At 60.4% G+C, this 14,074-nt stretch carries 9 protein-coding genes; 4 read left to right on the top strand and 5 right to left on the bottom strand.

Annotation, left to right across the window (positions count from 1 at the left end; translation table 11 throughout):
* Window positions 1-262 precede the first annotated feature (262 nt).
* On the top strand, window positions 263-2,869 hold the full coding sequence (gene pepN, locus BBOU_RS03630; RefSeq protein WP_026502810.1) for an aminopeptidase N: 2,607 nt from the start codon (window positions 263-265) through the stop codon (window positions 2,867-2,869).
* 276 nt (window positions 2,870-3,145) lie between these two features.
* Here pepN and BBOU_RS03625 read toward each other — a convergent pair whose 3' ends face one another.
* The 4 genes from BBOU_RS03625 to BBOU_RS03610 form a co-directional block, all read right to left on the bottom strand.
* Window positions 3,146-4,510 (bottom strand): aspartate aminotransferase family protein, encoded by a 1,365-nt coding sequence (locus BBOU_RS03625; protein ID WP_026502809.1) that lies wholly within the window; start codon window positions 4,508-4,510, stop codon window positions 3,146-3,148.
* A gap of 358 nt (window positions 4,511-4,868) precedes the next feature.
* Entirely contained in the window at window positions 4,869-5,312 is a 444-nt protein-coding gene (locus tag BBOU_RS03620; protein WP_026502808.1) for a GNAT family N-acetyltransferase, read from the bottom strand.
* A gap of 104 nt (window positions 5,313-5,416) precedes the next feature.
* Window positions 5,417-8,149 (bottom strand): bifunctional amino acid transporter/iron-containing alcohol dehydrogenase, encoded by a 2,733-nt coding sequence (locus BBOU_RS03615; protein WP_026502807.1) that lies wholly within the window; start codon window positions 8,147-8,149, stop codon window positions 5,417-5,419.
* Between the two features lie 18 nt (window positions 8,150-8,167).
* The gene (locus BBOU_RS03610) at window positions 8,168-8,791 is read right to left on the bottom strand and encodes a cytidylate kinase-like family protein (protein ID WP_238552003.1); all 624 of its coding nucleotides are present in this window, start codon (window positions 8,789-8,791) and stop codon (window positions 8,168-8,170) included.
* Between the two features lie 692 nt (window positions 8,792-9,483).
* On the opposite strand from BBOU_RS03610, the gene glmM reads away from it, so the two are divergent.
* On the top strand, window positions 9,484-10,884 hold the full coding sequence (glmM, locus tag BBOU_RS03605; protein WP_026502805.1) for a phosphoglucosamine mutase: 1,401 nt from the start codon (window positions 9,484-9,486) through the stop codon (window positions 10,882-10,884).
* Between the two features lies 1 nt (window position 10,885).
* Window positions 10,886-11,542: a peptide deformylase gene (locus BBOU_RS03600; RefSeq protein ID WP_026502804.1), complete on the top strand. Its 657-nt coding sequence runs from the start codon at window positions 10,886-10,888 to the stop codon at window positions 11,540-11,542.
* Between the two features lie 254 nt (window positions 11,543-11,796).
* On the opposite strand, the gene BBOU_RS03595 is transcribed toward BBOU_RS03600, so the two are convergent.
* Complete coding sequence (locus tag BBOU_RS03595) at window positions 11,797-12,888, bottom strand: hypothetical protein (protein ID WP_152595555.1); 1,092 nt, start codon at window positions 12,886-12,888, stop codon at window positions 11,797-11,799.
* A 137-nt stretch (window positions 12,889-13,025) separates the two neighbouring features.
* On the opposite strand from BBOU_RS03595, the gene BBOU_RS03590 reads away from it, so the two are divergent.
* A complete protein-coding gene (locus tag BBOU_RS03590) occupies window positions 13,026-14,066 on the top strand; it encodes an endonuclease/exonuclease/phosphatase family protein (RefSeq protein ID WP_081815498.1) in 1,041 nt (346 codons plus the stop codon).
* Window positions 14,067-14,074: the final 8 nt, after the last annotated feature.

Here is a 14,074-nt window from a genome sequence, read left to right as displayed (position 1 = left end):
CTTGCATACACACCATGTCGGTGATGGACATTGCCCGCACCATGGCGTAGAATCGTGCTGGTACAGAAACCAGTGCGGAAAGCACTGAAGCATGAATAGCAAGCGGCGCGGCGTGGCTTACACGTCGCGCCGCAATGTTTTACAACGAATACGGCATCAAGCGCGAGAGGTCCGACGCATACAGCCCAAGTTCACGGCGAGCGCACCACGTCGGGCGAGCATTCGAAGACACGCAGCATAAGCCGTAGAAGGAAGGAGCGACATGCCAGGCTCGAACCTCACGAGGCAGGAAGCACAGGAACGCAAGTCTATTGTCAAGGCGCCCGTCCATTACACGGTCAGCCTTGATTTGACGCAGGGGGCTGAAGATTTCGGCTCGACTACTACAATCACCTTCGGCGCGAGCACGGGACAGAGCACGTTCCTTGATCTTATTGCCGACGAGGTCCGTTCGGTCACGTTGAACGGCAGGAGCCTCGACCCGGCGACGGTGTTCAGCGATCATCGTATCCGCCTTGCCGGCCTGCTTGAACATAATGAGGTCACTGTTGAGGCGCGCTGCCAGTATTCGCATACGGGTGAGGGCTTGCATCGCAGTGTCGACCCGTCTGACGGCAATGTGTACTTGTATACCCAGTTCGAGGTGCCGGATGCCCGTCGTGTGTACGCGGTGTTCGATCAGCCTGATGTGAAGGCGATTTTCGATTTCCACGTGCTTGCCCCGCAAAGTTGGATTGTCACGTCGAATATGCCGGTCACGTCCACTGAGGATGTGGATCAGCTTACTGCGGATGGCACGCTCGGCGACCATCCGGCTGAGCGTTCGCGCAAGTGGGATTTCGAGCCTACGCCGGTGATGAGCTCCTATTTGACTGCGATTTGTGCTGGACCGTACGCGCAATGGCATGCTGAATATTCGAATGAGGACGGCCGTACTGTGCCGATGGCCTTGTACTGCCGTCAGGCGCTGAAGGACGCGCTTGATAAGGACGCCGACTATCTGTTTGACATCACCAAGAAGGGCTTCGCGTTCTACGCCAAGACTTGGGGCGTGCCGTACCCGTACGCCAAGTATGATCAGATTTTCGTGCCGGAATACAATGCCGGCGCTATGGAGAACATCGGTATGGTCACGATTCGCGACCAGTACGTGTTCGAATCCAAGGTGACTGACGCCTATGCCGAGCGCCGCGTGGTCACGGTGCTGCACGAGCTTGCCCACATGTGGTTCGGCGACTACGTGACGATGAAATGGTGGAATGACCTGTGGCTCAACGAATCCTTCGCTGAATTCATGTCCACGCTCGCCACCGCCGAGGCGACCGAATGGCATGACGCCTGGGCGACCTTCAGCTCCGGCGAGAAAAGCTGGGGCCAGGCGCAGGATCAGCTGCCGACCACGCATCCGATTGTCGCGCCGATCAACGATCTGAATGACACCTATGTGAACTTCGACGGCATCACGTATGCGAAGGGCGCGTCCGTGCTCAAGCAGCTTGTCGCCTATGTCGGCCGGGATAAGTTCTTCGAAGGCATTAACCATTATCTCAACAAGCATGCGTATGGGAATGCGACGCTCGCCGACCTGCTTGCCGAACTGGAGCAGACTTCCGGCCGTGATTTGAAGGCGTGGAGCAAGCAGTGGCTGGAAGCTGCGGGTATCAACACCATCAGCGCCCATGTCGAGGAGCATGCTGACGGCACTATCGCCGCGCTCACGCTTGATCAGAGCGCGTCCGCCGAGTATCCCGTACTGCGTCCTCACCGTTTGGCGGTCGGCTTCTATGACGAGAACGCTGACGGGCGGATTGTGCGCACTGACCGGCTTGAACTCGACGTGACCGGTGAGCTTCCTGTCGTGGAGGAAGCCGCCGGCAAGAAGCGTCCTGCGTTTATTCTGGTCAACGATGATGATTTGACGTATACGAAGCTGCGGTTCGATGCGAAGTCCCTCGAATTCGCCGCGAACAACCTGTACCGTTTCGCCGATCCGCTCGCCCGGTCCGTCATCTGGCTGTCCTTGTGGGATATGACGCGTGATGGTGAATTCCCGGCCGAACGGTTCATCAAGACGAGTCTTGACGCGTTGGCGACGGAGCATGAGTCCACGACCTTCCGTTACGCGCTCGCCCAGGTCGCTACGACGGCTCACCATTATGTTGCAGCAGACCGTAGCGCCCAAGTGGCGAAGGATACCGCCGAACGCTTGTGGGAGCTCGCCGGCAAGGCACAGGCAGGTTCGGACGAGCAGTTCCAGCTGGTCGGCGCCTATCTCACGTATGGCGTGGAAGGCGATGACCGGTTCCTCGCCAACGCTGAAGGCCTGCTTGACGGCAGCATCACGCTCGAGGGGCTGGATATCGACAACAATATGCGTTGGACGATCCTCAAGGCGCTTGCCCGCGTGAATGCGGCGGATAATGCGCGTATTGACGGGGAGCTTGCCAAGCGTGACACGACCGAGAACCGTGAGTTCGCGTATGGTGCGCGCGCGAGCCGTGCGACTGCGAAGGCGAAGGCTTGGGCGTGGGATCAGGCGTTGCATAACGGCGATTTGACCAATATGCAGCTTGAGTCGGTTGCCGCAGGCTTCGCGTCCACTCCGCGCGAGGACCTTGCCAAGCCGTATGCCGCCGAGTATTTCAATCAGGTGGATTGGGTGTGGGGACACAAGACCTTCCACATGGCCGAAGCCCTGCTCGAAGGGCTGTACCCGTCCTATGCGGATCCGGCGGAACTCGTCCGTCTGGGCGACCAGTGGCTCGGTGAGCATGCTGATGCGCCGCGCGCGTTGCGCCGCATCATCATCGAGAACGTCGAGTCTTCCCGCCGTGTGCTCAAGGTGCGCGCGTACAACGAAGCACTGTGATTCGGCACAGTCGAAAGCCGGCTTGGTGTCTGCCCTGACGGCCAAGCCGGCACTCCTATGGACCAGGGTGCATGGCGTGATTCACGATGTGGATTCCGCCGTCGTACCTGTGGTGTGTGAGTTGAACGCCGGCGCGAGGCCGCGAAGCCGCTGGACATCTTCCGGACCGCCGGAATGACTGTGGGCCGTCCCATCGTACGGATGGAACGGCCCACAGTCATGTTGTCTTGGTGATCGTCCGACCCGGGGGCCCGGGCGATCATCAAGATGTACTTGTTACTTCGCGAGCGCCGCCTTGAGGGATTCCTCGAAGATTTCCAGACCGCGCTTGGTTTGCTCATCGGTCATGACGAGCGGAGCCAGGAAGCGGATGACATTGCTGTCAGTGCCTGCGGACTCCATAAGCAGGCCGCGCTGCAAGGCCTCCTGGATGAGGTTGGCGACCAGCTCGGTTGCCGGTTCCTTGGTTTCGCGGTCTTTGACGAATTCCACGCCGATCATCGCGCCGAGGCCACGGATATCGCCGATGACGTCGTACTTGTCGGCCAGCGCCTTGAATCCCGCGGTCACCTGCTCGCCGATGTGACGGGCCTTCGCCGGGAAGTCCTCTTCCTTGTAGATCTTCATGGCGGCGATGCCGGAAGCGCAGGACAGCGGGTTGCCGCAGAAGGTGCCGCCGATGGTGCCGGCGGGGGCGGCATCCATGACTTCGTCGCGACCGGTGATGGCGGAAATCGGCATGCCGCCGGCGAGCGACTTCGCGGTGGTCACGATATCCGGAGCGGCGCCAGCCTCAGCCCAGTATTCGGAAGCGAAGTACTTGCCGGTACGGCAGTTGCCGCACTGGACTTCATCGGCGATGAGCAGGATGCCGTTCTCGTCGCAAATCTGGCGTACGGCCTTGACCCATTCGATCGGAGCGGGGATGAATCCGCCTTCGCCTTGAAGCGGCTCGACGAGCAGGCAGGCGACTTCCTTCGCCGGAATACCCTGGTCGAACACCTTCTTCAGGCCGTCCACGTAATACTGGATGGCTTCGGCTTCGGAATACCCTTTCGGAGCGCGATACAGATAGGGGTACGGCGCACGCGCGATATCCGCCGGGAACGGGCCCATGCCGCGGGAGTACGCTTTCTTTGCGGTCAAGGCCATGGTCAGGTTGGTGCGGCCGTGGAATGCGCCGGAGAAGCAGATCACGCCTTGACGGCCGGTGTAGGCTTTGGCGATTTTGATGGCGTTCTCGTCGCATTCGGCGCCGGAGTTCGCGAAATATGTCTTCTTGTGTTCGCCGCGACACGGAATCGTCTCGTTCAGGCCTTCGGCAAGCTCAACGTAGCCTTCATGGCCGATGACGTTGAAAATCGTGTGGAAGTACTTGGTCGCCTGGTCTTGCACGGCCTTGACGAGCTCCGGACGGGAGTAGCCGATGTTGAGCACACCGACGCCGCCGACCCAGTCGAGGAACTTGTTGCCGTCGATATCTTCGAACATGGCGCCTTCGCCGCGCTTGATGCAGATCGGATACGTCGAGGAGCACAGACCTGCCGGGACGTTTTCGTTACGCTTCTTGAGGAACTCCTGGGTCTTGGGACCGGGAACGCTTTCAGTGATAATCTGGGGCATATCTTCGGCCAATGTCATCGCGGTATCTCCTTGACTATGTTTTTCGCAATAACGGTGGCGGAACGCTGTGGATTTCGTCGCCGTTTTTCCTGACATGGAAATGTTTAACACCCGCGTATTGCTCTGCTTTTGACATTTTGAAATGGGGTCGTTTCTTTGTCGAAACAGGAGTGTTTTCCATGTAACATTCGTGTCGTACGAATTGGGCGCAGCTGTTGCGGGCATGGTGTCCGGTGTTGTGAAATCCGCTTGATTCCAAGGTTTTATCGTTCTGTAATACCGTCTTCAGGCGTAGTGACACCGGGCGCGCGGATGCCGGTCCGCGCGGTATCCGAACCGGGCCAGAGCCGATGGGGCTGTCCGCATATTGGACATTTCAGCGAGATGACGGCAATTGCAGCTCGAACCCGTAACAGCTGCGCTCGAACCCATACCTCTCATAGAACCGGTGCGCGGCCGTACGCGGCAGACCGGAATCAAGCGTCATCGCCCGGCATCCGCGCTGCCTCGCCAGCTCGACCGCATAATCGAGCATCATCGTGCCATAGCCTTTGCCCCGTTCGTGCTCATCCACAATCAGACTGGACACATAACATGTCAGTCCACACATCCAGAACGTCTCGAAATAATCGCCATGACACATGCCCACATAACGCCCCTCATCGTCAAGCAGGAAAAACACGAAACTCGCATCATCGGCAAGCACCCGCTCATACACGTCGCGCGTAGGCCCATCCGCATACGTGTTGTAATCCCACAGCGCGCGGATGAAACGCAACGCTTCAGGGAAGTCATCGGATTCGGCGTTCTTGATACGCATGGTATTCCTTCTCCTTGAATCGTTCGGAACATGACAACACGGCGGCCGTCGTACCATGAACGCGTTCGCGTCCTCGTACGACGGCCGCCGCCCGCCGGCAACCTTTACAGCGCCTTGCGATACAGTTCGGCGATATCTTCCGCGCCGATTTCGGTGCGCGTGTTGGCGATATTGGCCGGGGAGACCTTCATGGCGTTCTGGGTGAGCCACGGGATGTCGGATTCGCTGATCCCCAGGTCGCCCAGCGTCACGTCGAGCCCGATCTTGCGTTCGAACCCGCGGATCTTGCCGGCGCAATCCTCAGCCGTGTAACCGCCCATGAGCCGCGCCAGACGGCCGAACTTGAACCGGTCGCCCTGCCATGTGGCATCCACCACGGTCGGCGCGAGCGCCGCCAGCCCCTTGCCATGCGTCACATTCTTCAAACCGGAGACCGGATGCTCCATGGCGTGCGTCAACGTGATACCCGCCGTACCGATCACCAGGCCGCCGATTGTGGCCGCCTCGGACATATGCTCCCAGTCCTTGAGCGTGCCCGTGCCGGCGACCAGCCGCGGCAGACTGTCAAGGATCAACGGCAGTGCATACAGGGCGAGCGCATCGGTGAACGGCTGCGCGTTCTTGGCGGTGTACGCTTCGAAGCAATGGCAGAACGCGTCGAAACCGACCGCCGCAAGTTGGCCCTTGGGCATGGTCATCATGGCTTCAGGGTCCACAATCGAGCGTTTGGCCATGATCGCCGGGCAGCGCAGCGACTTCTTGTCGCCGTTCTCCGGGTTCGTCAGCACGGCGAACCCGTTGGCTTCGGAACCGGAACCGCAGGTGGTGGGGATGAGCACGAGCGGCAGCGCCACATCACTGGACTTGCACCCATAGATGTAATCGTTGATATCACCGTCGTTCTTCGCCATGAACGCGATGCCCTTGGCACAATCCATCACCGAGCCGCCGCCCAAGCCGACGATCATGTCGTAACCGCCGTCCTTCGCGATGCGCGCGCCCTCTTCGACTGTCGTCGTCAGCGGGTTCGCCGATGCCTTGTCGAACAAGCCGGTGGTGATGCCCGCCGCCGTGAGCGAATTGTTGACCTTGTCGTACACGCCGGTTTTCTTGGCGCTGCTATGGCCGGTTACGACCAGCGCCTTGGAGCCGAGCGGCTTGGCGAGTTCACCGGTCTGTGCCAGCGTGCCCGCGCCGAAGGTGAGATTCACCGGCGCGTAGTAGCTGAATGTGCGTGCCGTAGGCTGGTCGGCGGTTGTAACGGCAGCCGTGACCGCGGACACGGCGGCGGTGACCTCCGCTTGGCCGATTGTGGCGACCTTGGCGGGTGCAGTGGTTTCGGCGGCTTCGCCGGCTGCGATGGAGGCTGCGGCGGAACGCTCGCGGGCGTAATCCTTGTCGAGTTCGTCGTTGGCGACTTCAACCAAGGTGCCGAATTTCTCGCCATAGCGTGCCTTGCACACGAAGTAGAAGACCACGCCGAGCAGCACCCAACCGCCGACAAACGCCCATTCGGTGGGTACGAGGGCCGCCGCGCTGCCGGGAATGCAGTACATGACGACCATGAACCCGGACATGGCGATAGCCATGAAGCCTACGAACTTGTAATGCTTGACCTTGTACGGGCGTGGCATGTCCGGAGCCTTCTTACGCAGGATCACGAAGGAGATCGCGACCATGCAGTAGGCGACGCAGCATGCGAGGTTGCCGGCGTCCACGATCCATACGAGCATTTTGCGCCCGAGCAGCGGCGCCAGGCAGCTGAGCAGACCGATCAGGCCGATGGCCACCCACGGGGTCTTGTACTTGGAATGCAGCTTGCCGAATACCGGCGGGATCATGTAGGAGACGGCCATGGAGTACATGGCGCGGCTGCCGCCGATCATGAAGGAGTTCCATGAGGTCACCACGCCGCACAAGCCGCCGACGATCAGCACTTTGGCCATGATGTCAGTACGGAAGGCGCGTGCCATGGCGTCGGCGGTGACCAGGCCGCTGCCGGAGCTTTCCGATTGCGCGATGGCCTCGGGGCTGAGCACATATCCGACGGCGAAGATGATGAGCACGTAGAACGCGACGGCGAGAAGAATCGACAGCAGCAGCATTTTCGCGATTTTCTTGAGCGGCACGTTGATCTCCTCGGCCGCCTGCGGGATCACGTCGAAGCCGATGAAATAGAACGGGGTCATCATCGCGACACGCAGAATATTGCCGAACACGCTCGCGGTGTTGCCGCCGACAAACGCCTGCCCTTCAAGGTTGGACGGGTTGCCGCTGATCACGGAGCCGGCGATCAGCAGAATACCCGCCCCGCCGATCACGCAGGTGAGGACGGTCTGTACGATGGCTGCGGTTTTCGCGCCGCGGACGTTGATATAGGTGATAAACACGGCCATGATGATGGCCACGGCGAGCCAGGACGCGTAGATGTCGAATCCTGCGACCGTGTACAGATACCCTTGCAGGAAGCTTGGGAACAGATAGGTGATGATCGTCGGCATGGCGCACGCTTCGAAGCACACGACGCTGACATAGCCGAGGATGATGGCCCATGTGCACACAAAGGATCCGGTCGGCCCCATGGCGCGGTAGCTGAAGACGTGCTCGCCGCCGCAGTCCGGCATGGCTGGTGTCAGCTCGGCATAAGTCAGGCCGATGAAGAAGATCATCACGCCGCCCAGCACGAAGCCGAGCATGGCGCCGATGACGCCGCCGCGGTCGATCCAGTCGCCGCTGGAGACGACCCACGCCCAACCGATCATGGCGCCGAAGGCGATGACGAGGATGTCCCAGACGTTGAAAACCTTATCGAATTCCGATGATTTCTTGTCAGTCATCTGTCTCACTTCCTCTCGTCACTCGCCCAGCATCTCGACGAGCATCAGCAGATATTTCGCCGTCTTGTCCCATCCCAGCAGGCTGGTGTCGAGCAGCAGGTCGCGCTGGCTGCGGTCGCCGCGGTGGGTGCCGGTGATGTACTTGTGCCGCGAATGGTTGAGCTCATCGTTGTATTCGACGATCTCCTTGGCTTTCTTGGCGTCCACGTGGTCTTGTTCCATGATGGATTCGATGCGCACGTCCTTTGGTGCGTATAGGAACACGTCGAGCACGTCGTCGCGGTCGCGTAGCAGGTAGTTGGCGGAACGGCCGATGATGACGCATGATGATTTTTCGGCGAGGTCGTTGATGACCTCGGATTGGGTGAAGATGACACGGTTGCTCAGGTTCGCGTAGCGCGGGCCGAGGGATGTTTCGAAGGCGTACTGGACGTTCGTTTTCTGATCGGCCTGCTCGACAAGGCCGCGGCTGACGCCCAGTTGGTTGACGACCTTGTCGACCAGGTCGCGGTCGTAGTATTCGATGCCGAGCGCGTCGGCGAGCATCTTGCCGATCTGCGGGCCGCCGGCACCGTATTCGCAGCCGATGGTGATGATGATATGATCCGGGTTGAAGTTCATCGTGTTGCCTCCCCGCGGCATGGGGTTGTTGCGATATCAGCGAAATGCGGGCTACAGGCGTGACAGTCGTCCCGCGCCGTGATTGCGGTGTCTGCGAATCTCATGCAATCCTCTTTCTTGATGCTGCTGCACGCGAGGGGACGGGTTCGGGTGTTCGGATGCTCGTGCCGGTGTATGCCGGCGGCTTGATGGAAGGGACGAACCCTGTGGCGGGATCCTGGCCGATCCTGTTTTCCCGGTTGATGCGTGCGGACGGTGTGCTCAGATTTCATCCGCCTGGAATGGTCTTGTGGACCGGTGGAGGGCCTGTGAAATCTGCTTGCTGTTATAAAAGCTTCAGATTTCACGTCGTTTCCTCCCATTCATGCGCTGATTACGCGTGGGGAACATGCCGGTAACATTCGGTATGGCAGAACGGGTGAATTCGACGCCATAACTACCGGCACGCATGTGGAGGAGCGGTGTGCGGGGCCGGATGCTTTCCTTCCCGCCGTTCCACATGGTGGACACGGTGATTGATTCTGTGATGTTCCGGGACGGTAACAGGATGGCGCAATTGTCCAATCCGCCTGCCGTCGCCATCATCTTGTCCCACGGATGACGCGGTTTGCGTGGATGCCGTGCCGTTTGCCGCGTCGAATGGCGGTTTTGGGAACACGGGTAGGTACGATGGGATACAGCATATTCATGTCAAAGAAGCGAGGACTACAACCATGCCGAAAATGTTCGGAACCGATGGTGTACGCGGGTTGGCGAACAGAGATTTGACCGCCCGGCTGGCATTGGATTTGGGAGACGCCGCTGTCCGCGTACTCGGCCAAGCTGATGCGCCGCAAGACAAGGGCGGGGACGTGCATACTGAGGGGCGTCGCCGTGCGCTGGTCGGCCGTGACACCCGTGTTTCCGGTGATTTCCTGTCATCGGCGTTGTCGGCGGGCATGAGTGCCGGCGGCTTCGACGTCATCGATGTCGGCATCATCCCGACCCCGGGCATCGCGTTCCTCACCTCCGTGCTCAACGTCGAGATGGGCGCGGTGATTTCCGCCTCCCACAACCCGATGCCTGACAACGGCATCAAATTCTTCGCCCGCGGCGGTTTCAAACTGCCTGACAGCAAGGAAGACGAGATTGAGGCCGTGCTCGGCAAGGATTGGGACCGCCCGACCGGAGCCGGCGTGGGGCGTGTCAGCCACGACACGGTGACCGCCACGAACCTGTACATTGATCATCTGGTCTCCACCATCGCCCCGGTTGTCGGACCGGAGAAAACCCAGCCGAAGCCGCTCGCCGGTCTGCGTCTGGTCGCTGATTGCGCCAACGGCGCCACATCCGTCGTCGCCCCGGAGGCATTGCGTCGCGCCGGCGCCGAAGTCATCGTGATCAACGCGTCCCCGGACGGCTACAATATCAACGATCACGCGGGGTCCACCCATCCTGAGCAGCTGCAGGCCATGGTCAAGGCCACCGGCAGTGCGATGGGTGTCGCCTTCGACGGTGACGCGGACCGTTGCCTCGCCGTGGACGAGGACGGCACCATGGTCAACGGTGATCAAATCATGGGCATCCTCGCGCGCGCCAAGAAGCGTGAAGGCAAACTCAACCACGACACGCTCGTGGTGACGGTGATGAGCAACCTCGGTTTGAAGCTCGCCCTCAAGGATATGGGCATCAAGACCGTCCAGACCAACGTCGGCGACCGGTACGTGCTCGAGGAGATGCTGCGCGGCGATTATTCGCTGGGTGGCGAACAGTCCGGCCATGTGATCAACCGCGAGTTCGCTACAACCGGCGACGGCACCCTGACCGCGCTGACCCTGTGCAACGAGGTCGTCAAGTCCGGTAAGAGCCTCAAACAGCTCGCCGCCGACTTCCCGCAGCTGCCGCAGCAGCTCGTCAACGTCAGGTGCGCCAACAAGCAGGCGGTCACTACGAACGCCGCCGTGCAGAAGGCCGTGGAGAAGGAAACGCAACTGTTGGGCGAAACCGGACGCGTGTTGCTGCGTCCGAGCGGCACCGAGCCGCTGGTGCGCGTGATGGCCGAGGCCGCCACCCAACAGCAGGCCGATGACGTGTGCGATCGCCTCGCCAAGGTTGTCGCGGAGGAGCTGGCGTAACATGTTCACACGAGGTTCAAGTATTGATCTGGGGTTGAATCGTGCTGTTGAAAGCCTGCTGCGATCCGGCGGCAGCGAGGGTATTCTTCCGATCGTGCAGGTTGGGGAACCGGTGTTGCGCCAGCCGACGCGCCGATACAACGGCCAGTTGAGCAAAAGCACACTCACCAAGCTGGTTGAAACGATGCGCACGACCATGGTTGAAGCGCCCGGCGTCGGCTTGGCCGCCCCGCAAATCGGTTTGGGGCTCGCCCTGGCGGTGGTCGAAGACCATATCAGCGACGACCTGGACGATCCGCGTGAGATTTCCGAATTTCCGTTCCACGCAATCATCAACCCGTCGTATCAGCCGATCGGTACGGAAACGCGCAGCTTCTACGAGGGCTGCCTGAGTTTTGAAGGCTATCAGGCGGTTCGTAAGCGTTGGCGGGATATCACCGCACGGTGGCAGGATATGGACGGCACGTGGCATGAGGAGCATCTGCACGGCTGGCCTGCCCGCATTTTCCAGCATGAGACCGACCATCTCAGCGGCGAACTGTATATCGACCGTGCACAGATCCGCTCCTTGGCCACTGATGAGAACGTCGAGGATTACTGGTGCGATGACCCGGTGCCGATTGCCGCAGCCAAGGAACTCGGATTCAAACTCAACTGAGCCAAGGGTACGGAAGCCGCGAGGCGGTACAATCCTCTGCCGACACTCAGCATCGTCTCAGCGTCGGCAGAAGCAGCCAATGATTGTCTACCGACACCGGGGGTGGCTTGGCGTCGGCAGAAGCATGCCGACAACCCTCTGCCGACACTGACGGGGCTCTCAGCGTCGGCAGAGGATCGGGGATTGTGTTGCGCCTCATGGTTATGCGTATGAGGCTGGCCGTCACGAACCGCACACTGTGCGCTGATGCAGGCTCACTGCCCGTGTGCGAGCTCGTACTGCGCCAGATCAAGGATGGTATGCCAGTCGTCCGGCACCAGATTCGGGGGAATCAACGCAATCTGCTGATAGGGGTCGTCGTCGAGGATCCGGCTGGCGAAATCATACAGCTCACGCCATCGTTTGCCGGCGATCAGCTGAATCGCACGGGTGTCCGCAAACGGTTCGAGATCACTATTATCCCGCAGCAGCCGGTCGGCCTGTTCATCATCCCCGCACAGGCGCAGCACGTCATGGCGCAGCAGCAGCATCGACGTGTCGAACTGTTCCCTGATGCTTCCGGCGGAGACGTCGATGAGATTGCCGTCCGAATCCATCATGAGATTGCCGGCCGGATCGTCGCGGTCATTGGCTTGGATGTCCTTCTCAATCGAATCCATGGTGGCTCGCGCCCGGTCCATCGCATCATAGACGAACACCCGCGTATCATCCCATTGGGCGAACGGCAGAGCGCATGAAATCAGTGTGACCATTTGAATCGGATTGAACCGGAAATCATCCTTGCATGCCGCGTTGATGATTTCATTGAGCGCCAGACCGCCGGTCACCGGATCAGCGTGATTGGCGACACTGTCAAAATATGTGCGCGTCTCGTCGATAACCCGCTTGAGATACGTCAGTCCTTCGCCTTCACGGTCGGCGATGCTGCCGAGAAAAGCCGAGGTTTTCAACAGGGCCAACGAGAAGTTGACCGCGGCATCATGCCATCTGGTGGTGCTTCGCGCATTGCTGATCACCGCTTCAACGCCGGCCAACGCCCCGCTGTCGATGAAGAAGGTCGGCATGTCGGACAGGGGAATGCCGCTTGGGCCGTTGGCTTTCTGCGTGGGGCTGAGCGAGTCCATCATGCGCAGATACCATGTGATGGGCCCGTCGATGATCTGTTGCGCCTCCTCGGGCGAAGCGATGGGCACATCCATACGGATCTCGTCGTCCGCTTCCGCGTCGCGATGGAACGAGGCATCCCATAGAAATGTCGGGCTGGTAAGACCCGAATGGTTCAGCTGATCCCAAGCGAACTCGCAGAGCATTTCGTACTGCTGGGGTAGTGGTGTTGATGAGGTCATGCCGGTCCTTCGTATGTCGCTTGCTTCAAGCATAGCGAACTGGTGTGCATTGCGCGATGGTTCCACGATTCTCCGGTATCGGCATGCGTCGCGGCATTACAGTGGTGACGATACCTGACATGGAAAACGGAGATGGAATGGCTGGAACTCCCAATTCGTCGGCGTCTGCCGCCGGATCCAAGCGTTGGCGGCTGTTGCTCGGCGTGCTTGCCGCACTGCTCATGATGCTTGCGGTGCTGGGCACCGTGGCTCGAACGCTTCCCGCGGACTTGCAAGCATTGCCGTACGTGCCTGTCGTGGTGTCGTTGACACCATGGTTCGCGCTGCTCGCGGTGCTTTCGCTGATATTCGCATTGATATCGAACCGGTGGCTGGTGGCGTTCATCGCGCTGATATGCGTGGCGGCGCAAGCATGGTGGATGGCACCGTTCTTCCGGCCGCAAGCCTCGCTGGCGGATGAGGCGGTGAGTGCTGTCGGACAGGCGCACGCCATCACCGGTGACCGGTACGCGCGTGTGATGACGCTCAACGTGTTCAAAGGGCAGGCGGATGCGAAAGCCATCGTCGACATGGTGCGCGATGAGCGGGTCGAAATCCTCGCACTGCAGGAGACCACGGACGCGTTCGTCAAACAGCTGGAAGCCGACGGTATCGGCGACTACCTGCCGTACTCGCAGGTGTCATCATCTGACGGCGTGTACGGCAACGGCTTGTGGTCGGCTGTCGCGCTTGACGATCCGGTGGATGACGAAGTCCATTCCAGCGCTTCGTTCATGCCCGCCGGAACCGTTGATATGGGCGGGACTCAAGTGAGGTTCATATCCGTACACACCACATCCCCCCAACCGGGGTATTGGAGCCAGTGGAACCGTGCGCTGCGTGAACTGTCTGCGGTGCAGCAGCACAGTGAGGTGAAGTATGTGATGATGGGGGATTTCAACGCCACCTATGATCACACGGCATTCCGCAACATCCTGGGCAACCGGTTCGCCGATGCCGCCCGCCAGGCCGGCCATGGCCTCACCATGACGTGGCCGATGAACCGGCGCGGCGTACCCGCGTTCGCCGGAATCGACCATATCGTACTCGACCGGGGGATGGCCGCCGGTCAGGTGCAGGCCAAACGCGTGGCAGGCTCCGACCATGCGGCGCTCCTGGCCACGCTGCAAATGCCGTGAGGCGGGGT

Source organism: Bifidobacterium boum (assembly GCF_000741535.1).
GTDB classification, from domain to species: Bacteria; Actinomycetota; Actinomycetes; order Actinomycetales; family Bifidobacteriaceae; genus Bifidobacterium; species Bifidobacterium boum.
This window is presented reverse-complemented; position numbering and strand designations above follow the sequence as displayed.